The organism is Actinomyces provencensis (assembly GCF_900155435.1).
GTDB classification, from domain to species: Bacteria; Actinomycetota; Actinomycetes; order Actinomycetales; family Actinomycetaceae; genus Pauljensenia; species Pauljensenia provencensis.
Window position 1 is genome coordinate 543,554 of sequence record NZ_LT700212.1, and the last position, 26,649, is coordinate 570,202.

19 protein-coding genes are annotated in these 26,649 nt (G+C 70.6%); 4 read left to right on the forward strand and 15 right to left on the reverse strand.

Features of this window, described 5'->3' with window-relative positions:
- Window positions 1-6: 6 nt before the first annotated feature.
- Together BQ9890_RS02355 and BQ9890_RS02360 are read right to left on the reverse strand one after the other, a co-directional pair.
- The gene (locus BQ9890_RS02355; protein WP_075889057.1) at window positions 7-3,474 is read right to left on the reverse strand and encodes a fibrinogen-like YCDxxxxGGGW domain-containing protein; all 3,468 of its coding nucleotides are present in this window, start codon (window positions 3,472-3,474) and stop codon (window positions 7-9) included.
- A gap of 136 nt (window positions 3,475-3,610) precedes the next feature.
- On the reverse strand, window positions 3,611-5,107 hold the full coding sequence (locus BQ9890_RS02360; protein ID WP_230297782.1) for an oligosaccharide flippase family protein: 1,497 nt from the start codon (window positions 5,105-5,107) through the stop codon (window positions 3,611-3,613).
- Window positions 5,108-5,173: 66 nt separating this feature from the next.
- On the opposite strand from BQ9890_RS02360, the gene BQ9890_RS02365 reads away from it, so the two are divergent.
- Window positions 5,174-5,827 (forward strand): lipase chaperone, encoded by a 654-nt coding sequence (locus BQ9890_RS02365; protein ID WP_075889061.1) that lies wholly within the window; start codon window positions 5,174-5,176, stop codon window positions 5,825-5,827.
- Here the strand turns inward: BQ9890_RS02365 and BQ9890_RS02370 are convergent.
- The 8 genes from BQ9890_RS02370 to BQ9890_RS02405 form a co-directional block, all read right to left on the reverse strand.
- Window positions 5,748-7,133, reverse strand: a complete 1,386-nt coding sequence (locus BQ9890_RS02370) for an O-antigen ligase family protein (protein WP_075889063.1) — start codon at window positions 7,131-7,133, stop codon at window positions 5,748-5,750. The two genes, BQ9890_RS02365 and BQ9890_RS02370, sit on opposite strands and share 80 nt — an antisense overlap.
- Window positions 7,130-8,389 (reverse strand): glycosyltransferase family 2 protein, encoded by a 1,260-nt coding sequence (locus tag BQ9890_RS02375; protein ID WP_075889065.1) that lies wholly within the window; start codon window positions 8,387-8,389, stop codon window positions 7,130-7,132. Before BQ9890_RS02375 ends, BQ9890_RS02370 begins: the two co-directional genes overlap by 4 nt.
- Window positions 8,386-9,636 carry a GumC domain-containing protein gene (locus BQ9890_RS02380; RefSeq protein ID WP_075889067.1) on the reverse strand — a complete coding sequence of 417 codons (1,251 nt, stop codon included), beginning with the start codon at window positions 9,634-9,636 and terminating at the stop codon, window positions 8,386-8,388. The genes BQ9890_RS02375 and BQ9890_RS02380 overlap by 4 nt, the downstream gene beginning before the upstream one ends.
- A complete protein-coding gene (locus BQ9890_RS02385; RefSeq protein WP_075889069.1) occupies window positions 9,633-10,559 on the reverse strand; it encodes a glycosyltransferase family 2 protein in 927 nt (308 codons plus the stop codon). Before BQ9890_RS02385 ends, BQ9890_RS02380 begins: the two co-directional genes overlap by 4 nt.
- Window positions 10,552-11,454: a CDP-alcohol phosphatidyltransferase family protein gene (locus tag BQ9890_RS02390; protein ID WP_075889071.1), complete on the reverse strand. Its 903-nt coding sequence runs from the start codon at window positions 11,452-11,454 to the stop codon at window positions 10,552-10,554. Before BQ9890_RS02390 ends, BQ9890_RS02385 begins: the two co-directional genes overlap by 8 nt.
- Complete coding sequence (locus tag BQ9890_RS02395; RefSeq protein ID WP_075889073.1) at window positions 11,451-11,945, reverse strand: FAD synthase family protein; 495 nt, start codon at window positions 11,943-11,945, stop codon at window positions 11,451-11,453. Before BQ9890_RS02395 ends, BQ9890_RS02390 begins: the two co-directional genes overlap by 4 nt.
- A 183-nt stretch (window positions 11,946-12,128) precedes the next feature.
- A complete protein-coding gene (gene purU / locus BQ9890_RS02400; protein WP_075889075.1) occupies window positions 12,129-12,995 on the reverse strand; it encodes a formyltetrahydrofolate deformylase in 867 nt (288 codons plus the stop codon).
- 207 nt (window positions 12,996-13,202) lie between these two features.
- Complete coding sequence (locus BQ9890_RS02405; RefSeq protein WP_075889077.1) at window positions 13,203-14,192, reverse strand: malate dehydrogenase; 990 nt, start codon at window positions 14,190-14,192, stop codon at window positions 13,203-13,205.
- A 275-nt stretch (window positions 14,193-14,467) separates the two neighbouring features.
- Between BQ9890_RS02405 and BQ9890_RS02410 the strand changes: the two genes are divergently transcribed.
- Window positions 14,468-15,742 (forward strand): PPK2 family polyphosphate kinase, encoded by a 1,275-nt coding sequence (locus BQ9890_RS02410; RefSeq protein WP_230297783.1) that lies wholly within the window; start codon window positions 14,468-14,470, stop codon window positions 15,740-15,742.
- Between the two features lie 272 nt (window positions 15,743-16,014).
- Here BQ9890_RS02410 and BQ9890_RS02415 read toward each other — a convergent pair whose 3' ends face one another.
- The 5 genes from BQ9890_RS02415 to BQ9890_RS02435 form a co-directional block, all read right to left on the reverse strand.
- Window positions 16,015-17,319 carry an O-acetylhomoserine aminocarboxypropyltransferase/cysteine synthase family protein gene (locus tag BQ9890_RS02415; protein WP_075889079.1) on the reverse strand — a complete coding sequence of 435 codons (1,305 nt, stop codon included), beginning with the start codon at window positions 17,317-17,319 and terminating at the stop codon, window positions 16,015-16,017.
- 134 nt (window positions 17,320-17,453) lie between these two features.
- Entirely contained in the window at window positions 17,454-18,083 is a 630-nt protein-coding gene (locus tag BQ9890_RS02420) for a hypothetical protein (protein WP_075889081.1), read from the reverse strand.
- A gap of 920 nt (window positions 18,084-19,003) precedes the next feature.
- On the reverse strand, window positions 19,004-20,698 hold the full coding sequence (gene pgi, locus BQ9890_RS02425) for a glucose-6-phosphate isomerase (protein ID WP_075889083.1): 1,695 nt from the start codon (window positions 20,696-20,698) through the stop codon (window positions 19,004-19,006).
- 70 nt (window positions 20,699-20,768) lie between these two features.
- Window positions 20,769-23,108, reverse strand: a complete 2,340-nt coding sequence (locus tag BQ9890_RS02430; RefSeq protein WP_075889085.1) for a 6-phosphofructokinase — start codon at window positions 23,106-23,108, stop codon at window positions 20,769-20,771.
- Between the two features lie 239 nt (window positions 23,109-23,347).
- Complete coding sequence (locus BQ9890_RS02435) at window positions 23,348-24,463, reverse strand: CPBP family intramembrane glutamic endopeptidase (RefSeq protein WP_143226210.1); 1,116 nt, start codon at window positions 24,461-24,463, stop codon at window positions 23,348-23,350.
- 166 nt (window positions 24,464-24,629) lie between these two features.
- Between BQ9890_RS02435 and BQ9890_RS02440 the strand changes: the two genes are divergently transcribed.
- The gene (locus BQ9890_RS02440; protein WP_075889087.1) at window positions 24,630-25,886 is read left to right on the forward strand and encodes a sensor histidine kinase; all 1,257 of its coding nucleotides are present in this window, start codon (window positions 24,630-24,632) and stop codon (window positions 25,884-25,886) included.
- Between the two features lie 40 nt (window positions 25,887-25,926).
- Window positions 25,927-26,601 carry a response regulator gene (locus tag BQ9890_RS02445; protein WP_075889089.1) on the forward strand — a complete coding sequence of 225 codons (675 nt, stop codon included), beginning with the start codon at window positions 25,927-25,929 and terminating at the stop codon, window positions 26,599-26,601.
- Window positions 26,602-26,649 lie beyond the last annotated feature (48 nt).

Below are 26,649 nucleotides of genomic sequence, written 5' to 3' on the forward strand. Positions count from 1 at the left end.
GGTTCCTCACCTCTCAAGGATCGCGCCGAGGTCGAAGGTGACACTGGGCGTGGCTCGGTAGTTCAGATGGGTCTCCACGGCGATGCGGTTGACACCGTCACGGAGCACGCTGCCCGGGACCTCGACCTCCACGGGGGTGGCGATGGCCGTCGCCGTGTTGACGGCGGCATTGGCCCAGGTCGTGTGGGAGACGGTGCCCTCGGAGATCCGGGTGCGGGCCACTTCCTGGCCGTTGACGTGGACGATCACCCCGTCGTCCGCCCGTGTGGTGATGCTCAGCCGCGAGGTGTCCGAGATGTCCCCGAGGTCGACGTCGCGGACGAAGTAGATCGTCTGTGAACGCTCCGCCGCCGGCTTGTCGAGTGAGGTCACGACCCCCGCGTGCCCCCACCCCAGCGGCGCCGGGCCCGTCAGCCACGAGGCCACGTCCGCGGAGTCCTTCCAGGACACGTCCGGTGCCGCGGTGTCGTTGCGGTAGGACCACTCGTCGCCGGGGGCGACGACCTCGAGGGGTTCGCCCGGCTCCGGGTCGCCACCGGGGTCCGGGTCGCCACCCGGATCGGGGTCGCCACCGGGGTCCGGGTCGCCACCCGGGTCGGGGTCACCGCCCGGGTCGGGGTCGCCACCGGAGCCCGGTCCCGCCGGGACCGACTCCAGGCTCGCCCAGAAGGACATGTTCGGAGTCGTGCGGTAGTTGAGGTGTGTCTCCGCGGCCACGACGTTCTCACCCGCGACGAGCACGGAGGCCGGGACCTGGACCTCGACCGGAGCAGCGTTGGCTGCGGTCGTCGACACCGCGGCATTCGCCCGTGTCTCCGAGTCCACGGCCCCGGGCGACATCCGGGCGCGACCGACCTCCTGCCCGTTGACGTGCACGACCACTCCGTCATCGGCGATGAACCTGAGGGTGAGGTGGTCCACCTGCGAGGGATCGGTGATGGTGAAGCCGTGACGGAAGTAGGTCGTGATGGGCCGCTCGGCGGGAGGTGCCAGTACCGTCCCCAGGCCTGTCGCGCCGTAGCCGATCGGTGCCGTACCGCTGTCCCAGGAGGAGGAGTCGAAGCCTGTGCCCGTCCACCCTGCTCCCGGGGTCGCCTGGGCGTAGGAATACGACCAGGTCGAGTCCCGTTCGATGAGGACGGGGTTGGAGGGGTCGACGTCACCCGGATCGGGTGGCACGTGGACGGCGGTGGAGGCGGACCGGTTGCCCTCCGCGTCGACGGCCCGGACGAAGAAGCGTCCGTCCCCCCCGCGCGGGACCGTCACCGTCGTGGAGGTGGTCGTCGCCACGGTGCGGTCGTCACGCAGCACCTGGTACGTCGTCGCGCCCTCGCTGCCTCCCCACGCCAGCGTCACCTCGCTGCTCCCCGAGGCGGTGGTGCGCAGGTTCGTGGGCGTGGACGGAGGAGTCGTGTCGCGGGCCGGGAAACGTACCCAGCCGCCGTTCCACTGGGTCCTCGTGGCGGCTGTGCGGGAACCCGTGAAGTCCCCTCCCGCCCACAGGGCACCGTCCTGGGCGAGGAACAGGGACCACGCACCCGCGCCCGGTGACTCCAGGCGGAAGGCCGTGAACTCCTCCAGCTGCTTCCCGGTGCGGGCGTCCCACGCGCCGATCCACTGGATCTTGTCGACCTCACTCCACCCGGATCCCACGTTGGACCAGGTGTAGGCGTCCTGGTAGACGTACTCCCCGCAGTGGCAGCCGCCGTAGGCGACGTCGCCATTGGTCGCGATGGCCTGGAGGTCGCCGCCGATCCCCATGGTGATGGAGCCGGAGACTCGCTGGAAGCTGTTCCTGTCGAAGCCGAACATGGAGTGCTCGGACCCGCCGACGAAGACGAGCTCCCCGGAGTCCGCGATCGCCTGCTGGTAGTTCGAGCGCTCGCCCGCACTCCCGACGAAGAGCCAGGGGGCGTAGAGCCCCGCTCCGGCCTGCGTCGTCAGCGCGGTCGCCTTCATGGCATCGTTCTGGACGGACTTCGTGAAGTAGCCGGCCGCGTAGAAGCGCGCCCCGTCCGCGCTCGTGTCGACGTCGACGACCGTTCCGTTGAACTCCGGGTTCCACGAGCGGTCAGGCGTACCGTCCAGGGCGACCCGGCCCGCTGCACGGGCGTAGACGCTGGTGACACCCTTGCCGTTCAGATGGGTGAAGGCACCGCCCAGGTACACGTGTCCCTGGGTGAGCGCCAGGCTGTGGACACGGACCACACCGTTGGAGATGCGGTTCTCGATCTGGAGATCCCAGGACTGGATGGTCTGCCCGGTGGTGGCGTCGAGCCGAACGGTCCCGGAGCGGGGTTGCCCGTTGGCGCTCGTGAAGTCACCCCCGGCCAGCAAGGTCCCGTCGGGGAGTGCGAGGAGAGCCTTCACCTGGTCGTTGAAGGCGGGCCTGAAACTCGTCACGGGCTCGCCCGTGGTGGCGTTGAAGGCCGCGAGGGCTCCCTGCTGGATGACGTCCGAGCCACTGGCCTGCGCACCCCGACGCACGTTCGTGAAGTTGCCGCCGACGTAGACGACACCCCCGATCTGCGCGAATGCCTGGGCCTGTGAGTTTCCCTCCGCGGTGCGCCCGTTGAGGTTGCCCCCCAGTCCCCACGAGGTCGCCGATGCGAAGCTCGACACGACCGCACGCTGGGCCTTCTGCTCCGTGCCGGTGTCCGGGATGCCCGTGAAGGCCGGGTCGTCGGAGGACAGCTTCGGGCGGAGGTAGACCTCGGCGAAGGGGAGGGGCCCCTGGCCGGTGTTCGACCAGAGGAAGGAGGAGGAGTCCGTGCTCCCTCCCGCAGCGGAGGAACCGTACCCGAAGCCGATGCGGTAGGACCTCCCGGAGGTCATCGTCGTGTCCATGCGGTTCCAGGAGGTGTCCGCGCCGAAGCTGGACGAGAGGTTGCCCCCGGTTCGCCACGTCCCGTTGTCGATCCTGTAGGCCGCGACCGGGTACGCCGCCCCCAGTGCCCAGGTCCACCCCGTCATCTTCGAGGGACGGACGTCGAAGCGCTGCCACTGGGTCCCCTGGGCGTTCCGGGCACGCACGACACGGAAACCGTCCTCCAGGTCGCGCACGTTCCCCCCACCGATCAGTCCGTCGATGGTCGGCACCGACAACTGGACGGCGGGGAAGGCGGAGGGTGTGCGGTTCCTGGTCAACAGGTCGCTGGCGGTGCCCAGCCCCTGCGGGTAGCGGTCCCAGGTCTCCCTGCCGCGACCGATGAGGACCCATCCGCCCCCGTCGGTCGTCTGGTCGCAGAAGAACCGGCCGGGTGCATCCATCGTGGGGGTGAGCAACCAGTAGGCGCCGTCCGCACTGGAGGGATCCGCCTGCTTGATCTCCCAGCAGGAGGCCGCTGCCGTCGCCTCACTGAGACCGTCGCGCACGGTCACCGACCGGGCAGGGGAAGCCGGGAGGAGCACTCCCGTGAGGGCCACGGCGAAAGCCGCCACCAGGACACCGAGTACCGAATGAGGACGCCGCATCGTCGTGTCTCCGTCACAGGTAGTGATCTATTTCAAGATTTGGACCATTGAAAGTTTGAATGAAGTGTGACAGGGAACACGCAACTCGTCAACAGAGATGGGCCGAACGTCCCTTGCGCCCGCGCAAGGACCGGTCTCACCTGCGACGACGCAGGACCTCCGCGAGGCCGTCCAACCTCAGCGCGCGTCGGAAGACACGCATGACCACCATGAGCACCACGGCAGCCGCGAGCGTCGCGACCACCAGGCCGGTGGTCGTCTGACCCAGGAGTCCCAGCGAGACCCCGCAGGGCACCCCGACCGCGACCAGCACGATGCCCAGGACGCCCAGGGCCGCACCCAGGCGGGGGCGCACCCCGAGGATCACGCGCACCTGGACCAGGGCGAGGGCGGCGTCCACGAGCATGCACACCGCCCACACCACGGCCGCCGCGAGGATGCCGTACCGGGGGAGCAGGAGGAGGTTCCCCCCGACGTTGAGGGTGAGGACGACGGCCTTGTTCACCGCCGCCCACCCGCTCCGACCACCCATGAGGAGGAGGGAGTGCACATTGCCCGCCAGGAAGGTGACCGCCGCCCCCGCACACAGGATCGCGAGCACGGGCCACCCGCTGACGAACTCCGGCCCCAGGAGTCGGAGCACGACCGGGGCGAAGGAACCCAGGACCACGAGCAGGGGCGTGGCGAAGAAGACCAGCCAGACGGTCGCCGTCGTGTGGAGGTCGCGGAGGCGCTCAGACTGCCCGGTGTGGAGGAGCTGCGAGAAGCGTGGTGACACGACCACACGCAGTGCGGCATCCACGAGGAGCCCGGCCTGGACGAACCTGCTCGCCCCCCCGTAGATCCCCGCGGCCCCCGCTCCGGCGATCCATCCGACGATGACCACGTCGATCCAGGTCAGTGCCTGTTCCAGACCGGCAGACAGTGTCCGGGGCACCGCGAAGGAGACGATGCGCCGTCTCTCGTCGGCCCGGGCCAGGCCGCGATCGCCCCCGCCCGGGACGACCGTGGAGACCCGACGCGTCAGGAGGACGACGCACACCAGGAGTCCGAGCACCCACGGCAGGGCCCACGACAGGGCCACCACCACTGCCGAGCCCGTCGCCACTGCCGCGACGGCGGCCAGGGGCGGGCGCAGCCCGGGCAGTGCGACATTGTTGACGAGGACGTACTCGCGCACCCCTCCCAGGGTGCGCAGGGCAGAGGTCGCCACCAGCGTGAGCGCCGCAGCCGGGATGAAGACCGCGACCGTGCGCACCGCGGCCGCGACCTCGCCGTCCGTTCCCGACCAGAGCAGTGGGGCGCCGACCGCCACCACCAACCCGAGCAGGGTGCCCGCCACCAGCGCCAGCAGCGCCATGAAGAGCAGGGAGGGACGGATGCGCCCGGGGGCATCGATGCGCAGACGCGGGAGGAGGTAGATGGCGGTGGAGTCGAGGCCGAGCTTCGCGACAGCCATCACCATCGAGAAGACACCCGTGGCCTGGAGCACCACGCCCGCCCCGCTGCTCCCGAGGGTCCGGGAGACCACGACGGTGAGCAGGAAGCCCATGAGGGCACTGAAGGCCGACCCCGCCAGACTGAGGGCGCCTCCCCTGGCGAGCTCCGCACGTCCGTCCTCCCGGGCGCTCACCGCTGACTCCCGGAGATGCGTGCTGTAGTGTGACGCACACAACACCATCGCCCCCGTGGAGGAGAGATGTCCGAGGAAGGAACGTCCCCCCCGAGACGACTGCTCGCGCTCCTGGCGGTGGCCGTCCTCGTCCTGGCAGCACTCGCGTACTGGGCGTTCTCCCAGCGCGCCTCCTCCTCCGACGCCGACGGCCCTGCCAGCGGTTCCCCGTCCCCGTCCGCCGCGGCGCAGTCGGGTGCGGCACGGCCCGCTCCTTCGCCCACCGGCTCCGCGTCGACCCCGACCCCTGCCCCCAGTGGCACCGACGCGCCCGGTCCGCTGGCCGCCCAGGACGCCGAGGAGGTCGCCGAACACGCACTCGGGGCCGTCGGCGCCGCCCTCGTGGACCCGGCGGAGGCGACGGACATGACACAGGTGCTCACGGGGGCCGCACTGGAGGCCTTCGAGAACCAGCGCCAGGAGTGGGAGTCCCAGGAGTGGACACAGTCCGGGGCGCCGAGTCTGGAGGACCCGGAGATCCTCGACTCCGACCCCGACGGGACCTGGGTGAGGATGCAGGTGTGCGTGGACTCCTCACGTGTCAGCGTGCTCGACGACACCGGGACCGACATGCGCAGTCCTGACGCACCCCAGCGCACGCTCAACGTTCTCCGCCTCGCCCTGGAGAACGGGACGTGGAAGCTGGCGGAACAGGAGTTCGCGGACCCGCCCGGGTGCTGACGACCGTGTCGGGACGCATGAGCAGGCAGGCCGCGACGACGCTGACCATGATGCCGGTCATCATCCCGTAGTAGCTCGTCTCCACCAGGGTGGCCAGGACGATGCCCCCCAGGACCGCGCCGGCCGTGTCGATGCGCTTGACCACCATGGGCGTCAGGACCAGGAAGTACCCCATGAACAGGGCGATCCCGATGAAACCGTGTGAGAAGAGGACGGTCCAGAACTGTCCCTGGGTCCCCAACGAGGGCAGCCAGGGCTGGGGGGCGGGCCTCGGGGCCCCGAACCCGAACAGCGGCGAGGTCGCAGCGCCCTCGACGGTCATCCGGTAGAGCTCGGCCCGGTCCGTGGTCGACTCCGTCGTCTCCACACGGTTGGTGAAGGCACGTCCCGCGGGAGAGGCGGCCCATGCGCCCACGGCGACCACCAGCGCCACTCCTGCCGCCAGGACCGGGAGCACCGCACCCCGTCTCAGGGCCTGGAACGCACACCACAGTCCCACCACGCCCAGACCGATGAACATGCCGCGGTTGAGGGTGGACACGGCCGGTACCACCGACGCCGCCGCGACCAGGGCTGTGGGCCAGCGCCAGCGCGTGCGCCACACGAGGGAGAGGTGGAGGAGGACCAGGGGCAGGACCAGGGAGTACACGTTGCCCCACGTGTTCGTGTACAGGAAGGGCGCGGCCGGTCGCACCGCCTGGGGCTCCCACGCATCGGCCTTCCACTGGGAGGTCCGGCGCACGACCATCTCACCGACCAGGTCGTTCGCGGCCAGACCCCGGGGGACGACCCACGCCATGGGCGTGCGGATGACCAGCTCCGGGAGCACCATCGCGAGGATCCCACCGACGGTCATCCCCCCCAGGAACCAGGTCATCGCACCCGTGATCCTCACCAGGGGGAGCGCCGACCGTGCCGTGTAGGCGTAGATGCCCAGGGCAGTCGCGGCTGCGTAGAGGAGGAGTCGGTAGACGGCACCGATGAGTCGACCCGTGGAGTCGATCATCACCAGGGAGACGAGCACCCAGGCGAGGAAGAAGAGCCACACGAGCATTCCCGGTGGCAGGCGCAGCCCTCGCACACCGACCAGGAGCACGACGGCAGCACCGCCGGCGAGGATCCAGACCATGTCCCCCACACCCAGCACCCACCACAGCAGGTAGGCGGCGAAGGGGGCGACGAGCGGCCACGCGGGCAGGTGCTCGACCGGCGTCCCGTCGACGGACCCGACTGCCCCTCCCGCCCTCGTCCCGCCCGCGGGTGCACCCCTTCCCCCGTCCCGGGCCAGGAGGGGCCGGGTGGTCACGACCCCTCCCCGGCACCCCGGGCCGCCAGGCGCGAGCGGAGGTAGAGCAGGGGGCCCGTGAGGAGACCGGTCAGCTCGGTCACACTCAGCGAGGTCGGGACGTCGGCGTCCCTGCCGCGCACCCTCTCCGAGCCAGGCGCCGCGCGTCGCAGGACGGCCGGTACCCTGGCGAGGACGTCCACGCCGCGCCGGGGGTCCTCCAGCAGGGTCTTCACCAGGAGCGCAGCACTGCCGGTGCCGTTGCCGTGGATCTGGCGGTGGAGTTCGCCCAGGGTCGGACGATGACTGTGGAAGAGCACGGCGTCGGGGGTGTGGACGATGGCCCGGCCGGCACGCAGCACCCGGGCGAAGATGTCCATGTCCTCCCCACCCAGGGTCGGTGTCCCCGCTCCCAGGGCCGGGTCGAAGGGGCCGACCAGCTCCAGCACCTCACGGCGGAAGGCCATCGAGACGCCCGCCCCGACCCGCGCCGTGGTCAGTGGGTGCAGGGGCCCGCCCTCGCCCCGTTCCCCGAACGCGGAGATGCGCGGGGAGACGTGCCCGAGCGACCACACCAGCGGGCGCAGGTCCTTGGGGAAGCCACCCCGCGACTCGAAGAAGCGCTGGGAGCGGTGGCGCAGTTCTGCCGGGAGGGCGATCCCCGTGACACCACCGACCTCGCCTCCCGGGTCGGAGGCCAGGACGTCGAGCATCTCCGGGAGCCAGCCCGCATCCGTGACCGCGTCGTCGTCGGTGAAGGCGATGACCTGTCCCCGCGCGTGGAGCACTCCCCTGTTGCGGGCGTGGGACAGTCCCGGGAGCGGCTCCTCGACGATGCGCACACGCGGGTCCTCGATGCCCTCCAGGAGCCGTCGGGTCCCGCCCCGGCCGGGGGCGTTGTCCACGACGAGCACCTCGAAGTCGTCGTGCTCCTGGGCCAGCGCCGCCCGGACGGCTGCACTCAGGAGCGGGTTCGAACCGACGGTGCAGATGACGATGCTGGCGGAGAGGGCGGCACCGCTCCCCGAGCGCCACCCCCTCTCGGGGGTGTCGGCGACGGAGGTACCGGGCAGGCGCGCGGGCAGGTCGTGGGCTCCCACGACCTCCACCAGGTCGACCACCCGTCTCCCCCGGCGCACGAGGACGAGGGCGCGTGGGTCCCCGGGGCCACCTGAGACGATCCGCAGGTCCCCACTGGCGAGGTCCAGCTCGGCGACCATGGCACGGAGTGGGTCCACATCGGCGAGGTCTGCGGGCTGGCCGGCGATCCGTCTCATCGTCTCCGCCCCTCTTCCACCACGACTGCCCCCACGAGCTCACGACCGGTGGCAGCGACTTCGTCGACCAGGCGGCGCAGGTCCCGGGTCCGCCAGCGCGGAGACAGCGCGAGGACCACGACATGGACTCCCGACAGTGCCCGCAGGACGTCGGCCCGGGTGGCGTCGAGGTCGATGACCTCGACCCCCGCCATGCGCGGACCGCGGGGACCCCCGGACCCGGACTGGCGACGGGTGGCAGCGAAGGCGCCCTCGACATCGGCCGCATCCGGGGAGGAGCCCTCCAGCATCAGGCCGCAGGGACCCGCGCCCTCGGAGGCGAAGGCGGCCAGCTGCGCGGCACTCGCCCACGCCTCCGTACCCGTGCCCTCGCCCGCGCCCGCGGCATCGCGGGACCAGACGGGGACGCCGAGGACCTCGGAGAGTTCCTCGGGACCAGCGGGATGGCGCGCGAGTCCCTGGCGAAGCAGGGCGAGCGCCAGTCCGAGCACCACTCCTGCCGCCGCCCCACCGAGGAGGAACGTGCTCCGCGAGGGTGCCCACCAGGCGGTCGCGTCGGCGGCCGGGGTGAGGACCTGCCCGGCATCGGAGGTGATGTCGTAGAGGGAGGCACGCCGGGTCGACAGGGTCTGGATGCGTGTGCGCAGGGTGTCCTCCTGCGCCTGGGCTGCGGCGCGCTCCGTGCTGCCCTCCGTCGCCGACTGCGCCTCGACGAGGGCGTCGCGGAGTTGGTCCCTCAGTGCGGAGAGCTCGGTGTCGATGGACTCCGCGACCGCTTCCACACGCTCGCGGACCAGGGAGGTGCGTACCTCCAGGTAGGCCCGGGCGAGGGCGTCCGCAGCCCGCCGTGCCTCCGCCTCGCTGGTGGAGGAGACGGAGATCCGCACGATCGTCCCCTCCGCATCACCCGTTACCTCGGTCCCCTCGCGCAGGTCGGCGGCCATCCATCCCGGGCCGAGCATCTCCGCCGCACGTGAGGCGGTCAGGGAGGAGCGGGCGATCTGCACCTCGGTGGACATGTCGACCAGGTTGGAGGCGGAGCGGTCCTGGGGAGCGGGGTCCGTGGTGACGGCGGTGATGTTCACCAGGGCACTGACCGTGGCCGTCCTGGGGACGAGGACGAGCATCCCGACGGCAGCGACCACACCGACCAGGGTGCCGACGAGGACCCACACGCGACGCGTCCGGACGATGCGCAGGAGGGTCCTGGTCCCCGTCGGTTCGGGGAAGACGTCCGCCGCGCTCATGTCCCCTCCCCCGGCTGTGCCCCGGTCGCCGGCACCGGGCAGGAGCGGACCCAGGCGCTCCGGGCATCCAGTCGACGTCGGAGGAATCGTGCCTGCACCCCCCCGAGCGCCTCGATGGCGGGGAGCACGGAGGCGCGGAAGCGTTCCAGTCCCTCCTCGCGTGCCGGACCGGGCAGGAGGGAGAGGGACACGAGCCGGGGCAACCGCACCCCCACCAGCTCCTCCGACAGGTCCGCGAAGGCCTCCGCCTGGAGGCTGTCCTCCCAGGAGGAGCGACGCCACTGCTCCGAGGCGGTGATCTGGCCGGGGTGGATCCTGTAGAGGAGTCCCCACACACCGACCCTGCGGATCCGGGCACCCGCCGTCGCGCACCGCAGCCACAGGTCGTAGTCCTCTGCGGGGACGGCCCGATAGCCTCCCACCCGGTCGATCAGCTCGCGCCGGGCAATGGCGGTGGGGTGGGAGACGGGGTTCGTGAGCAGCAGGTGCAGGGGGAAGGCCCTCGGTGGGATCCCGACGGGGACCTCAGGAACGGGTCGGCGTCCCACGATGTTCACGACCTGGCTGAAGACCAGGTCGCATCCACGGTCGAGCCGGCGCAGGGTCGTGCGGAAACGCCAGGGCAGGCACACGTCGTCGGCGTCCATGCGCGCCACGAGGCGACTGTCGGTCGCCGCCAGCAGTGTGGTCAGTGCCGGGGTGATCCCACCTGACGGGGGGCGGCGCAGCAGACGCAGACGCGGATCGGGGGCATCCGCGCCTCCCGCCCCCTTGAGGACCTCCTGGGACGTGGTGTCGCTGGACCCGTCGTCCAGGACGACCAGTTCCGCGTCCCGGGGCAGGGCGCGCAGTGTGGAGGAGACGGCGTGGGCCACGTCCGCGGCGGCATTGCGCGCCGGCATCACCACGCTGAGGTCAGGCACGGCCGTCACCCCCCTGCGGCGCCGACGGGGGCGGGACGGCGAGCAGCCGTGCGCCGTGGTCCGTTCCCGTGTCGGCAGCAGTCGTGGAGGACGGGGACGGAGCTGTCGGCTCCGTCGCACCAGGACTTCCCGCACCTGTGGCCGCGGGCCCCGCCACGGCCTCGGACGTGGACGCGGATGCGTCGATCGCGAGGAGGTCACGATGGCGTCGGCGCAGTGAGAACGCGGCATGGACCACGGCCACAGCCGCCAGGCAGGAGTAGGTGACGGCGAAGGGCGCCCCCGTCCCCCACAGGAGGAACGACCAGCACAGGACACCGGGATCAGTGGGCAGCAGTACCCAGGACCGCAGGTCGCCACCACGTCTCTGGGCGGCCCCGGCTCCCCTGAGCATGGCCTCGGCGAGGATCTGGCTGAGGAACTGGCCGCTGGTCACCAGTGCGTACACCAGGGCCACGGGTGCCAGCCACCGGGCATCGGGAACGTGCAGGACCACCGCCACCGCGACGCAGAGGTGAATTGCAGGCGAGCGGAAACCGTCGACGACGTGGTCCACCCACTCCCCCGCTTTCGAGGACTGCCCACTCAGTCGCGCCAGCTGGCCATCGGCGGAGTCGAGCAGGTATCCCGTGGCCAGCGCCACTGCGACACCGACGCCGAGCAGGGGGGAGGGGGGGACCGCGACCAGCAGCACCATCCCCACGGCGGAGGCGAGTGCTGACATCCCCGTCACGGCGTTGGGTGTCCACCCCCTGGTGGCACCGAGGGCGGCCACGAGGCGCGCACCGCGCCGGTTGACCCAACGCGTGTAGGCGGGGACGCCCGCGCCCGGTTTCTGCGCGGCGTCGAGTGCGCTCCGGGCGCCGGGTGCAGCGGATCCCCGACGCGTCCTCATCGTCCCAGCTCCCCCGCGCGCACGACCCCGACACCGGCCGGGGCGGCGACGCCCTCGTCGGGAGGGACCGCGCGCGAGAGGAAGCTGCGCAGCAATGAGGAGGAGGTGGAGGGCGTGTAGGGGAGGTAGTCGACCCGCGCCCCGACCTCCGCGAGTTCGGCTTCGAGCCGGTCGCCCTTGGGGGTCCCCTTCCAGTCATCGCCCTTGAAGAGGACGTCGAAGGGATGCCTGTGCCAGGCGATGCGCTTGTCCTGGGAGGAGTCCGTGACGACGTCGTCGACGAACCTCAGACTCGCGATGAGTTCCATGCGCTCGGGCTGGGGGATGACCGGGAGCCTGCCCTTCATGCGGAGCAGGGCCTCGTCCGTCGCCACCCCCACCACCAGGCGGCCACACCGTCGGCGTGCGGCCCTGAGGATGTTGAGGTGCCCGATGTGCAACATGTCGAATCCGCCGGGGACATACCCCACGGCAGCCGTGTCCACGTCCATTCCGCCTCCGATCCGCCCTCCCGGGACCTTGGTCCTTCCCGGTGAACCGGATACTACAGGACTTGAAACATCTGGGCCATGGGAGACCTGCATCGGGTGGTCCCGTCCGGGACGGTGGGGAGGTCCTGGAGGTGGTCGGTGCTGGGTGCGGGGGCCGGAGGGGCAGTGCCGTGCGGGCGGAGTTCAGCGCGAGAAGACGACGGTCCGCGACCCGTCCAGGAGCACGCGGTGCTCGGAGTGCCAGCGCACGGCCTGCGCCAGCACCCGCCGCTCGACGTCCTGACCCAGGGCCACCATGTCGGTGGTCGTGTCCGCGTGGGTGACGCGGGTGACGTCCTGCTCGATGATCGGACCCTCGTCCAGGTCGGGGGTGACGTAGTGGGCGGTCGCGCCGATGAGCTTGACGCCGCGGCTGTGCGCCTGTGCGTAGGGGCGCGCGCCCTTGAAGCTGGGGAGGAAGGAGTGGTGGATGTTGATGATGCGGCCCGACATGCGTTCGCAGACCTGCTCGGAGACGATCTGCATGTAGCGGGCGAGGATCAGGAGTTCGACGTTCTCCGCCCGCACCAGGTCCAGGAGTTCCTCCTCGGCGCGTGCCTTCGACTCCTTGGTGACGGGGATCAGCAGGAAGGGCACCCCGTAGAACTGGGCGACGGGCGCCAGGTCGGGATGGTTGCCGACAACGGCGACGACCTCGATGGGCAGGCCCTGGCTGCGCTGGCGGTAGAGCAGGTCGGTCAGGCAGTGACCCTCACGCGAGACCATGATGACGGTCCGCAGGGGTCGACCCAGCTCGTCCACGTGCCAGGTCGCGCCGAAGTGCTCGGCGACCTCTTCGATGCCCTCCTCGACGGGGGCGCGACCGACGGGTGAGTCCACCTCGACCCTCATGAAGAACAGGCCCGAGTCGGGGTCCCCGAACTGCTGGGACTGGATGATGTTCCCGTCGATGCCCGTCATCACCCCGGACACCGCGTGCACGATGCCGGGTTGGTCGGGACAGGACAGTGTGACGACCAGTTTGGTGGAGGTCGTGGTGGGGTTCGCCATGGCCACAGGCTAGCCGCGCGGGGAGGCCCGCGGTGTCACGGGTCCGGGCGTCGGGACCGGGAGGACGAAGGAGGGGCCGGTCGGGGATCGCTCCCCGACCGGCCCCGGTCCGGCGGTGCCGCCCTCGTCCGCCCCGTGGCGGGGCGTCACGGCATCACGACCGCCGATGCGCGCCCGCGGCTCATGCCACGGGGCCGCGCCCCTGGCTCACTTGATGAAGCCGAGTTCCTTGACGGCCTCGTACTCCTCCTGGAGCGCCTTGATGTTGTGGTCGATCCCGGCGCGGGTGCCCTCGGAGATCTCCAGGCCGTCGACGACCACGTACTCGCCGCCCTGTGCCTTGACGGGGAAGCCGAAGGACAGGCCCGCGGGCACGCCGTAGTGGGTGCCGTCGGAGTAGACGCCGGCGGTGACGAACTCGTCCTCGGGCGTGCCGAAGATCCACGTGTGCACGTGGTCGATGGCGGCGTTGGCGGCGGAGGCCGCGGAGGAGGCGCCACGGGCGGCGATGATGGCCGCACCACGCTTGGCGACGGTCGGACGGAACTCCTCGGCCAGCCACTTCTCGTCGACCAGGTCCACGGCGGGCTTGCCGGCGACGGTCGCGTAGGAGACATCGGGGTACTGGTCGGCGGAGTGGTTGCCCCACACGACGATCTCCTTGATGTCGGCGACGTGGGAACCGGTCTTGTGCGCCAGCTGGGACAGTGCGCGGTTGTGGTCCAGGCGCATCATCGAGGTGAAGCGGGTGGCCGGGACGTCGGGGGCGGCGTTCTGGGCGATGACCGCGTTGGTGTTGGCCGGGTTGCCGACCACCAGGACGCGCACGTCATCGGCTGCGCCCTCGTTGATGGCGGCACCCTGGGGTCCGAAGATCCCGGCGTTGGCCTCCAAGAGGTCCGCGCGCTCCATGCCCTTGGAACGGGGGCGGGCCCCGACCAGGTAGGCGACGTTGGTTCCCTCGAAGGCCTTGGTGGCATCGTCGTAGATGTCGACCCCGGCCAGCAGCGGGAACGCGCAGTCGTCGAGCTCCATCGCGGTGCCCTCCGCGGCCTTGACGGCCTGGGGGATCTCCAGCAGGTTCAGCTTGACGGGGACGTCGGGGCCGAAGAGCTGGCCCGATGCGATGCGGAAGAGGAGGGCGTACCCGATGTTGCCGGCGGCACCGGTGACGGTGACGATACGGGGATCTGCCATGTGAGCAACTCCTTGTGTGGTGTTCCTGCGACGCATGGGCTGCGCCGCTTCCTCGTCCGACGGCCCATCCGCCGGACACGACTCCTCCAGAGTAGGCGGTGGTCGGGGCCACAGACAGTGCCAGCAGTCCCAGACCGGGCACTCCTCCGACGTGACCTGCGCAATAGAACTACCGTTGGGAGCAGTTCCGGCCCGCCGCACCACAGGGCGCCGGCGGGCGGGAGGCAGGACCACTGACGAGAGCGGCGCCGACAGCGGTGCGGACAGGGTGTGACATGGGCGAGAAGAAGCGGCGCAAGCAGGCCGCCGCGGAGGAGAAGGCCCGCAGAGCGGCCATCGAGCGTGCGCGCAGGGCCGGCACCGAGGCTCGCGCGGCACGCGAGAACGCGCTGTCCGTCGAGGCCGGGAAGAAGGGGAGCATGAAGAAGGGGAAGACGAAGTCCAAGAAGGCGAAGTCCGGGAAGGGGGCCGCCTCCGCCGGCAACGGCGTGACCGGTGGGTGGACCTCCGATCCGCGTGAGCTCCTGCGGGTCGGTCCCCAGTTCGACCTCGCGGACCTCGCCCGGGACTCCACACCGGGGTGGGACCGGGGTCGTCGGGCCGCGGAGAAGTGGACGGACACGCGCTCGGAGTTCCTCTCCCAACTCCAGGAGCGTCTCTACGCCTCCTCCCGTGGAGGTTCCCAGGACAGCGTGCTGCTGGTCCTGCAGGGACTGGACACCTCCGGCAAGGGCGGCATCGTGCGCCACGTCGTCGGACAGGTCGACCCGCAGGGCGTCGAGATCGCCGCGTTCAAGGCACCGACCGAGGAGGAGCGCCAGCACGACTTCCTGTGGAGGATCCGTCCCCGTCTGCCCCGCCCCGGGCACATCGGGGTCTTCGACCGCTCCCACTACGAGGACCTCCTGGTGCCCACCGCCCAGTCATTGACCGGGCGTCGCGACGAGCACGGAGAGTCCTGGGTGGTCGACACGGATGAACTCAACCGTCGCTACCACGACATCTACGAGATGGAGGTCGCGGCCACCCGGGCCGGCACACGCATCGTCAAGGTGTGCCTGATGGTCTCCTACGAGGAGCAGGGGCTGCGCCTGAGGGAGCGTCTGGACCGCTCGGACAAGCACTGGAAGTTCTCCACCAACGACCTGGACACCCGTGACGACTGGGCACACTTCCAGGCAGCCTATGCGGAGGTCCTCTCGCGCACGTCCACCGAGATCGCTCCCTGGTACGTCGTCCCCGCCGACCGCAAGTGGTACTCCCGTCTGGCCGTCACCGAGATCCTCACCCGTACCCTGGCCGAGATCGACCCCACCTGGCCTTCCGCGACATTCGACGTGGAGGCGGCACGGACCCGGCTGGACACGACCCTGACGCCCGGCTCCCTGCGCAAGTGGGCCCGGGAGAAGGAGGCCGTGCAGGAGGAGTGGATCACCGCTGACGAGGCCGTCTCCCTCGCGGTGGACGAGCTCAACGCGGCCTCGCGCCTGGATGCGACCCGGAACCTCACGGCGCGGGACCACGAGGCGGGCGACGCCCCCACCCCCTGAGCCCGAAGTCCGCTCAGTTCCGGGCTCGAAGTCCGCTCAGTTCGGGGCTCGAAGTCCGCTCTGATTCGGTGCGAAGTCCGTGCAGCTTCGCGGCGCCGTGCACCGGTTCCCACCGGCCCGTGTTCCATGCCGACCGGGGAGGGCGCGGATCCGCCCTCGTCGGGGCCGACGCCCGACCGCGACACAGCCGAGCGGGCCCGCCCTCGTCCGCGCCCCGACCTGTCCACCCCCGGCGCCCCCGGGCGCGCCGGGAGTGCCCGCTGCGGGACCCGTCAGTGGCCGAAGGTGGCTGCGAAGGCCCGGTCGAGGTCATCGACGAGGTCCTGCGTGTCCTCAAGTCCCGCCGAGATGCGCACCAGGTTGGGTGGGATGCCCGCCAGCTCGTGCACCTCGGGGGCGAGCTCCGCGTGCGTGGTCCTGGGTGAGTTCACGATGAGGCTGCGCACGTCACCGATGTTGACGTGGTAGGAGAAGACCTCCAGGGCGCTGATGAAGGTCCTCAGCTGGTCGTGGTCCCCGCCGAAGCCGAAGGAGAGGATGCCCCCGGCGCCATGGGGGAAGTCCCGGAGCGCGAGGTCGTGGAACTCGCTGGAGGCCAGGCCCGGGTAACGCACCCATTCGACGTGGTCGTGGCCCTGGAGATGCTCCGCCAGGGCCTGGGCGTTGCGGACCTGGACATCGAGGCGTTCCTTGATGGTCGCCAGGCCGAGCAGAGCCAGGTAGGCCTCTGAGGGCGCCAGCTTGGCGCCGATGAACTCCAGGTGGAAGGCACGCAGGGCCGTCGTGATGGGCGCCGTGGGAGCGGCCTCGAGCACCGTGCGTGGACGGTCGTGGATGTCGCGGATCTTCCAGGACTTCTCGTGCAGGTTGGCGAAACGCTCCGGGCCGAACTGGAACGTCCCGTTCTCCACGACCAGGCCCGCGATCACGTTGCCGTGGCCCGAGAGACCCTTCGTCGCCGAGTACACGACGATGTCGGCACCGTGCTCGAAGGGACGCAGCAGGTAGGGCGTGGCGACCGTGTTGTCGACGACGACGGGGACGCCGTGGCGGTGGGCGACCTCGGCGATGGCATCGATGTCGTAGAGCTCGGCGTTGGGGTTGGAGATGGACTCGATGAAGACCGCGCGGGTGTCGTCGTCGATGAGTGCCTCGTAGGCAGCAGGATCGTTGCGGTCCGCCACGAAGCGGGTGTTCACCCCGAACCTCGGCAGGAAGTCCTTGAGCGCCTCCTGGGCCGCCCCGTAGAGGGAGGACCCGGAGATGATGGTGCCCCCACCCTCGCCCAGGAGGAGTGCGACGTAGGAGATCGCGGACATTCCCGAGGCCAGCCCGATCGCCGCACTCCCACCCTCCAGGGCGGCGATCCGCTCCTCCAGGACACCCACTGTCGGGTTTCCGACGCGGGTGTAGATCCCCGCAGCCTCCTCACCCGTCCACAGGCGCCTCGCCCGGTCGGTGTCGCCGAGGTCGAAGGCTGCCGTCTGGTAGATGGGTGGGACGACCGACCAGTTGTGGTCGGCCGGGGTGTAGCCGGCGTGGATGCTGCGCGTGCCGAATCCGAGGTCATTGCTCATGTCAGGTTCTCCTGGTGGTGGGTGCCGGGAAGGCGGGGGCTGGGGCAGGGGGACGTGGGTCGAGGCGTGGGGTGCAGGGGACGGAGGACGAGGGGTCGGGGGACGGAAGGTCGGGGGAACGGAGCGGGACTGGATCAGCTCGCCCCGGCACCGGAGTGTGGGCCGCTAGGTCCGGGCTCCGGCACGCCCGGATCGTCGGGCGTCCACGCCCCGGGGCCGCTCGCCGCCCGCGCGGACAGGATGGCGGCATCCCGCAACGGCAGCAGCCGACCGTCCAGGTCCACCTGGAGGACGGAGTTGAAGGTGTTGGTGGCGATCATCTGGCCGGCGAAGCCGACGATGACCACCACCTCGTCACTGCTGTGACGTGCGAGCAGCCGGTCGAAGAGCTCGGCGGGCACTGCGTTCGGGTCGCGCACGATGGCCTGCCCGAGCTCCGTGAGGACCTTCTCCTCCTCCGTGGGCACATAGTCATGGGGATCGACTCCGAGCGCGCGGAGGTCGGAGACGAAGTACAGCGAGCAGAGCTGGCACTCGTTCGTCTCGGAGATGGCGTGGGCGAAGACGGTGGCGGCGCGCTCCCCCACCACCTGGACGAGCCGGTCCCAGGACAGGTGCCAGGCGTCGTAGGCGCGGTAGGTGGCGCGGTCCCTGATCAGGGTGCGCTGCATGTGGGTGACATGGTTGCGCCTGACGAGTTCCTCGTAGTCCTCGGCCTGGACGGGGTCGAGTTCGTGCGCTGTCAGCGGGCGGATGCGGGCCATGGGTGTCTCCTCGTGGTACGGATCTGGTGGGGGTGGTCGACAGTGACGCGGGGACGTGGCCGCCGACGTCTCGCGGCTCCCGGGTCGGGCGTGCGGTCCATGGGTGGCGGACCGGCGAGCCCGACTGGATTGGGGCGGGGACAGTCGTGGTGCGGTCGGGTCCTGCCGTCGCGGTGCTGCGGGGACGAGGGCGGGACCGGGGAACGGAGGACCCGTGCGGATCACACCGTGTGAACCGACCGGAGCGGGAGCTGAACACCGTGCGGATCGGCCGTGACCGCGGGAGTGCTCTGGGGTCGGGGCGGACCCTGGGGCCGTCACAGCTGTGCTCGGACCTGCGTTCGAGCCGGACCGGGGACGGCCGGGTCCAGGGGCGTCGGACCGGGTCCTCCGGCCCACGGGCCCGCGAACAGTGGACGCCCTCGTCGCCCCCCACACCGGGGACAGCTCAGCAGCTCAGCAGCTCAGCAGCTCAGCAGCTGCACATTCGACATCGGGATCCCATGCCGACAAGCTATAGGGACCGACGCGGCGGAGGACAGCGGCGTCCACGCGCCGGCTCATTGGAAACTCACTGACCCCTGACCTGCCCGGACAGGACAGGACAGGACAAAACAGTGTGCTGACGGTCCACCGGGCACGGGCACGTACGTGGGACCGTGGGCCCCGTCGGTTGGAGCAAGGCGCCGCGAGGACCCCACACGCCGCTGGGGTCGACCACGGATGCGCCACCGCCGGATGACCTCACCCACGGCCTCTCACTCACGACTCTCCGCACACGGCACACCCGACTCCACGGCGTGAACCCGGCCCACGGGGCCGGAGCAGGGCCGACCCCGGGCACCGAGCAGAGCGGACCTCACGCCCCGAACAGAGCGGACTTCGAGCCCCGAACAGAGCGGACTTCGGCGGGGGTGGGGTCAGTCGCGGACGGAGCGGTGTGCGTGGTAGTAGCCGATGAGGGCCCTGGTGGAGGAGTCCTGCTCCGCCAGCACATCGGTGTCCCCCGTGATGGCGGGCATGAGGCCACGGGCCAGGGCCTTGCCCAGCTCGACACCCCACTGGTCGAAGGAGTTGATCCCCCACACCGCACCCTGGACGAAGGTGATGTGCTCGTACAGCGCGATGAGCTGACCCAGCACCGACGGCGTGAGGGCCGGAGCCATGATCGAGGTCGTCGGACGGTTGCCGGTGAAGACCCGTGCCGGCACGATCGCCTCGGGCGTGCCCTCGGCGCGCACCTCCTCGGCCGTCTTGCCGAAGGCCAGCGCCTTGGTCTGGGCGAAGAAATTCGACAGGAACAGCTCGTGCATGTCGGCGTCCCCGTCGCGCAGCGCCCAGGTCGGCTCGGCGAAGGCGATGAAGTCGGCAGGCACGATCCGCGTCCCCTGGTGGATGAGCTGGTAGAAGGCGTGCTGCCCGTTCGTGCCCGGCTCCCCCCAGAAGACCTCGCCGGTGTCGTAGTCGACCGCCGAGCCGTCCCACCGCACCGACTTCCCGTTGGACTCCATCGTCAGTTGCTGGAGGTAGGCGGGGAAGCGGTGCAGGTACTGGGAGTAGGGCAGCACGGCGTGGGTGTCGGAACCCAGGAAGTTCGAGTACCAGACATTGAGGAGTCCCATGAGCAGGGGCACGTTGTCGCGCGGGCTCGCCGTGGCGAAGTGCTCGTCGACGGCGTGGAAGCCCTCGAGGAACTCCTCGAAGCGGTCCGGTCCGATCGCCACGGCCAGGGACGTCCCCACGGCGGAGTCGACCGAGTAGCGACCACCCACCCAGTTCCAGAACCCGAAGGCGTTGTCGGGGTCGATCCCGAAGTCCGCCACCTTGTCCAGGGCGGTGGAGACGGCCACGAAGTGCTTGGACACCGCCAGGGCGTCGGCCGCGGCGTCGCCCTCGTGGAGGATGCCCCGCGAGCGCAGGGTCGAGAGGAACCACTCGCGCACCACACGCGCGTTGGTGATGGTCTCCAGCGTGGTGAACGTCTTGGAGGCGACGATGACGAGGGTGGTCTCCGGATCGAGGTCCTTCGTCTTCTCGCCGACGTCCGTGGGGTCGATGTTGGAGATGAAGCGGCAGGTCAGTCCTTGCTTGACGTAGGGCTTGAGGGCCTCGTAGGCCATGACGGGGCCCAGGTCGGACCCGCCGATGCCGATGTTGACGACGGTCTCGACGGGCTTCCCGGTGACCCCGGTCCACTCACCGGAGCGCACGCGGTCGGCGAAGTCGTAGACACGTGCGAGGACCTCGTGGACGTCCTCGACGACCTCCTGGCCGTCGACCTCCAGGTGCTCGCCCTCGGGCCTGCGCAACGCCGTGTGCAGCACCGCCCGGTCCTCGGTGACGTTGATGTGTTCGCCGCGCAGCATGCGGTCACGGTGGGCCAGCACGCCGGTCTGGTCGGCCAGGGCGAGGAGCTCGTCCAGCACGGTGTCGTCGACGAGGTTCTTGGAGAGATCCACGTGCAGGTCACCCACGGTGCGCGTCCAGCGCGCGGCCCGGTGCGGATCCGCCGCGAACCACGCACGCAGGTCCGGTGCGAAGGTGTCGGCGCGCAGGTCCAGCGTCTGCCAGGCGGGGGTGGTCGTCGGGTCGACGGGGGTGGGGATGTCGCTCATGTCTGCTCCTGTGGATGGGGTGCCCGTGGGTGCGGGACGTCGTGGGGACGAGGGCGGGGACGAGGTGGGTTCAGTCGGTGCTGTCCACCGAGTCCAGGATCGGGACCGGGGAGGGAATGCCGCCGGAGGTCTGCAGGGAGACGGTCTCCAGGACGGGGCGCAGGTCCATCCACCACTGTTCCCTGGGACGGCGGTTGATCTTGTCGAGGTCGTCCTCCATGCGCTCCACCGGCCGGGCGGCGGTGGTGTTGGAGGCGGTGCCGATGTAGACCGCGTCGTCGGAGCCCTCACGGAACTGGTCCGCGAGTACCTCCAGTGCGGAGTGCACCAGGCGGGTGGCCAGCAGGCGGTCGAAGGGCGAGGGCGCCCCTCCCTGCTGGAGGTGGCCCAGCACCGCGCTGCGCACGTCGAAGAGTCCCTGTCCCTCCGCCTCGAAGGTCGTGGCCAGGAAGTCCCGGTCGTAGTACGGGGAGGCCTCCTCGTTGATGAGCACCAGGAACAGGCGCCTGCCCGCCTCGAAGGAGGCCCGCAGCCGCCGCGCGTCCTGGTCGACCTTGGTCAGGGTGTAGGGCTCCTCGTTCAGGTAGGCGTACTCGGCCCCCGAGGCAATGCCCGACATGAGGGTCAGGTACCCGCAGCGCCGCCCCATGACCTCTGCGACGAAGCAGCGCTTGGAGGCAGCAGCGGACTCCTTGATGCGGTCCAGTGCCCACACGGCGTTGTTCAGGGCGGTGTCCGCACCGATGGAGAGTTCGGAACCGGGCAGGTTGTTGTCGATGGAGGCCGGCACGAGCACCGTGGGGATGCGGAAGGCCGGGTACCGGTCACGTTCCTTGGCCATGTCGTGCACGGCGAGGTAGGCATTGAGGCCGCCGATGACGAGGAGCGCGTCGATGGAGTTGCGCTCGATGGCGCGTCCGATCGCGTAGAACTGCTCGACGGCGGGAACCGGACGGCGGGTGCCCAGCTCCGCCCCTCCGTGGAAGGCCCATCCCTCGACATCCGCCCAGGACAACGTCGAGACCTTGTCCTCGATGAGGCCCGACCAGGAGCCGTCCACACCGAGCATGGTCCATCCCCGGGCGATGCCCAGACGCACCGCCGTGCGCGCCGCGGTGTTCATCCCCGGCGCGAGACCGCCCGCGTGGAGGATGGCGACCCGGGGGGACGTCGTCGGTTCCCCCTCCTCGACGTCGCCGCCCTCGCCGGACTGCTGGGGCGGGGCGGAGAGGATCTCGTTGATGGAGACCATCTGGGTGAAGCTGGCTCCCCGGGCAGCCTGTGCACTCGCGTAGTCACCCGAGGCCACGAAGCTCTTCACCGCCCGCGTGTCGTGCACGGCCTTCATGAGGGGGATGCGGGTCACCCGGTTGTGGCGGACGCCCAGGATGGACGGCTCGCCCTCGGGGGTCGCCGCGAGGATCTCCTGAACGGCGGCATACCCGAGCAGGGTCGACATCCACCGGTCGTAGGCGGAGGGGGATCCGCCGCGTTGGACGTGTCCGAGGATCGTGATGCGCGGGTCCTCACCCGTGCGGTCCTTGATGGCGTCCGCGATCTGCTGGGAGTCGAGGTGGTTGCCCTCGCGGTCCGCCGCGCCCTCGGCCACGATCACGATGGAGTCCCTGCGCCCGGCTGCGCGACCCAGGCGCAGCTTCTCGCAGAGGTCGTCCTCCCAGCCGGGACCAGCGGGGTTCTCCGGTGTGAAGACGTAGTCGGCGCCTCCGGCGACCGCACCCATGAGGGGGAGGTAGCCGCAGTGGCGGCCCATGACCTCGATGATGAAAGTGCGCTGGTGGGATGCCGCAGTGGAGGAGATCTGGTCCATCGCGTCCACGATGCGGTGCAGTGCCGTGTCCGCGCCGATCGTCATGTCGGTACCGACCAGGTCGTTGTCGATGGAGCCGACCAGCCCCACGACCAGCAGCGCCGGGTGCGCATCGGCCGCTTCCTGGGTGATGGCACCCTCGCTGACGAGTTCACTGACGTGCTGGGCCCACTCGCCACGGAACTCCTCGGTGCCCGAGAGCGACCCGTCCCCGCCGATGACGACGAGACGGTCGATGCCGTGCTCGAGGAGGTGGGCCGCAGCCGCGTGGCGACCGGAGTAGTCCCGGAACTCCGGGCAGCGGGCCGTGCCGATGATGGTCCCGCCCTCGGCGAGGATCCCCGAGGCGTCGGACCAGCTCATCTCGCGCACCGCGTCACCGCCCGAGACCGCTCCTGCCCACCCCTCGAGGATGGCGAAGGGGCGGGCCCCGTGGACGAGCGCGGTGCGCACCACGGCCCGCACCGCGGCGTTCATCCCCTGGGCGTCGCCTCCGGAGGTGAGGACGCCGATACGCACGCCCTCCCCGTCATGGACGCGGGCGGGGCTCCCCGCAGTTCCCTGTGGTGTTGCGTTCGGCATCGATGTCTCCCGGGTGGTCGAGGTCCTGCTCCCAGTCTATTGTGCCCCTCGCCACCCACCCGATTCCTGGACAGAGGTCCACCGCCACCTGCACGGATGGGCGAGGGATCTGGACACCACCTCAGGTCTGTCGTACGCGTCACGCCGTGGGCACCTGTGCGACGGGGGCGACGCGGGACCCGTGCGGGTACCCGCGTCGCGAAGCCCGTGCGCCTCTCCGCCAGGAGATCGACCGCTGCCTACTGGAAGTAGCCACTCACCCCCAGGGCGAAGGTCGAGCACTGCTGCCCGTAGAGTGCGACCGAGAAGGAGACCGCGTCCCCGGGCGCAGCCGAGTCCTGGGCGCTGAAGCCAGTCGCCTGGTCGATCAGGTTGTCACCATCGAAGCAGTAGACGTCCACACTGAACGGGCCCGTCGCATTCGCGTCGGTTGCATTGGTCGCTCCCCCGACGATCGCGTCGTTGCTCCCGTTCGCCTCCGTGACCTCGAGGTCTGCCGTGTTGAAGAAGCTCGTGTCGGCAGGGGAGGTGGAGACCTGGAAGTCGTAGTCCGCATCGTCGGGGATCGTGGCCGCACTGTCGAAGAAGATGTATGCGAGGCCGACCTCGCCGGGTCGGACCTGTGAGGGTGTGGTGCCCTGGCTGGAACCCGAGCCGACGATCGAGCCGCCGCTGCGGGCGGTCGCACTCCAGTCGACGTGGGAGATCGCAGCGTCCGTGTTGTTGCGGAAGGCGAAGAGCAGTATGCCCTTGTCCTTGAGCATGGAGCCGACCTGCACGACCGAGACCTTCCCTGCCTCACCGTCGGGGAAGTTGGGGGTGGCATTGCCCCCGAGGAGCCCGCTCGCGTTGAACGGCTGCGGCGTGGCAGCCTGCGGGGAGTCATCGGCCCCGGTGCTCTCCTGCGGTGCGGCAGCTGACTGGCTGGCCGTGTCCTCCGATCGGGCCGCCCCCGAGACGGGCGTGTTGAACGCATCATCCACCGCGTCACCGACGGCTCCCATGAATGCCACGACCCCGACGACGGTGCCGACGATGCTCACGACGAGTGCCGCCACCGCCGTCCCCTTGGACCTGCCGTGCTGCACGAGGGCGACGACGGACAGGACGAAGGCGATGGGCAGCAGGATCCAGCCGACGATCATCGCGCCGTGGACGAGGGCGAAGACCGTACCGAGCACCGCGACCACCAATGCCACGAGACCGAGGGTGTTGCGCGTCCTCCCCGCGCCCGACGAGGGCGGCGCCCCCTGGGGAATCGGTGCTCCGGCGGGCGTGGGGGCCTGCGGGGGCACGGGTGCGCCCGGCGGTGTGGTGGCACTACCGGGATCGTTCGGGTTGAGTGGATGGGTCATGGTGTCCTCCTCGTCTCAGGGATGCCCCCATCCCATCCGTGCGGGTGCCTCCTCCGCATCGGCCGCACGGCCAGTACCACCCCCTCCGATCAGCTGGGGGGCGGGCACGGACCCATGGCCGTCCGGCTGCCCCGGGACGAGGGCGGGACCTCCTACGATTCAGGACATGTGGAGAAGTGAGGTCGTGGGCGACGGGGACGCGCCACCGGTGTGGCGCTCACTCCTCTACGCACTCCTCGTCTGCCTCGGCAGCCTCGTCTCCATGGCGTTCTCCCCCGCAGGTCACGCAGCCTCCAGCTCGGCCGGGTGGGCGGTCCTCGTCGTCCTCGTGGCAATGCCCGTGGTCCTGGGGGCATGTGTGCTGCTCTTCTGGCGCAGGACCCACCCCTTCGCCCTGGCCGTCGGTGCCGCCCTCGTCCCCCTGGTGCTGCCCATCGGCAACACCCTGGCCTTCGTCGCGCTCGCGGCTCTGGTCGGCAGACGCCGTGGGCCAGCTGTGTGGTGGACCGCCGGGCTCACCGCCCTCACGTCGAGCATCGTGGTCATCCGTGACGCCCTGGCATCGCCCAACTCCGCCTCACTGACCAGGACCATCTTCGCTCCCGCCGACACCCCCCCAGAGGTGACCACTCCGGTCTCCGCCGCTGCGGTCGCGCTGCTGGCTGCCCTCGGCATCGGCGTCAGCCTGGGCTCGGGCCTGCTGGTACGCACGATGAGGCTCTCCCACGCGGCGAGCCATCGCGCCCAGGCGGAGCACCGGATCAGCTCGCGCCTGGGCGACGAGGTCGCCCGCAGCGCCGAGCGCGAGCGCATCGCCCGGGAGGTCCACGACGTCATGGGCCACCGGCTGTCCATCATCGCCCTGCACGCCGGGGTCCTGGAGGGGGCCGCGAAGGCCTCGGACACCGGGGACCCGAGGGTGCAGCAGTCCGCACATCTCGTCCGGGAATCGGCAGCCTCCGCCGTGGAGGACCTCCATTCCCTCCTCGACCTCCTGCGCGAGCCCCTCGGCACGGAACCACCACCCCTTCCGCTGTCGCGACTCCCCCAGGTGGTCGAGGAGGCGGTCCGGGCCGGCCAGGTGGTGGCCTCGTCGATCTTCATCGAGGACGCGGACCACGCCGATCCCACCTTGTCCAGGGCAGTCCACCGCATCATCCAGGAGATCCTCACCAACGCCCGCAAGCACGCACCGGGACAGATGGTCACACTCTCGGTGGCGGGTTCACCCTCGGGCGGCATCAGCATCGACGCGACCAACCCGATGCCGCCCACGGCGGGTACCGCCGTGCAGGGACCGCTGAGGGGACTCGTCGGTCTGTCCGAACGCGTCGAGTTGCTCGGTGGCACGCTGCTCCACGGCGTCGACGGGGACGGGACCGTGTTCCACGTCCATGTCGACCTGCCCTGGCGCGGGCCCTGAGGTGGGCCGGGTCGCTGCCCCACTCCTCTAGACTTCCTGCGTGACACCTCCCATCCGCGTGCTCCTGGTCGACGACGACCCCTTGGTCCGCCAGGCCCTGTCCTGGCTGGTGGAGGGCGCAGATGATGTCGAGATCGTCGCGGAGGCCACGGACGGCGGCGCAGCCGTCGAGGCCGCCCGCCTCCACCACCCCGATGTGGTCCTCATGGACCTGCGCCTGCCCTCCGTCGACGGCATCACGGCCACGACCCGGATCCGGGCGCTCCCGCGCCCACCCGAAGTGGTCGCCCTGACCACGTGGGACGTCGACGACGCGGTCGTGCGTGCCCTCGATGCCGGCGCCTCCGGCTTCCTCCTGAAGTCCTCCGCCCCCGAGGAGATCCTCCAGGCGGTACGTGCGGCGGTCTCCGGCGACGCAGTCCTCTCACCGCGATCCACTCGCCGCCTGCTCGACCAGCGCCGCCTCGACGTCTCCGCCGGGCTCCGTCGCAGGGCACGGGAACTGGTCGCCACCCTGTCCCCACGTGAGCGCGACGTGGCGGCCCAGCTCGTCCTCGGTCGCACCAATGCGGAGGTCGCTGCCGCCCTGTTCATCTCCGAGGGGACGGTCAAGGCCCATCTCGCCTCGATCCAGACCAAGCTCGGGGTCGACAACCGCACGGCGATCGCCGTCACCGCTGACCGCGCTGACCTGCGGCCCCCCGAGATGGTGTGAGCGAACCTGCCGGACATGTCCGCGGCACCCCGGGGCGCCGCGCCCGGG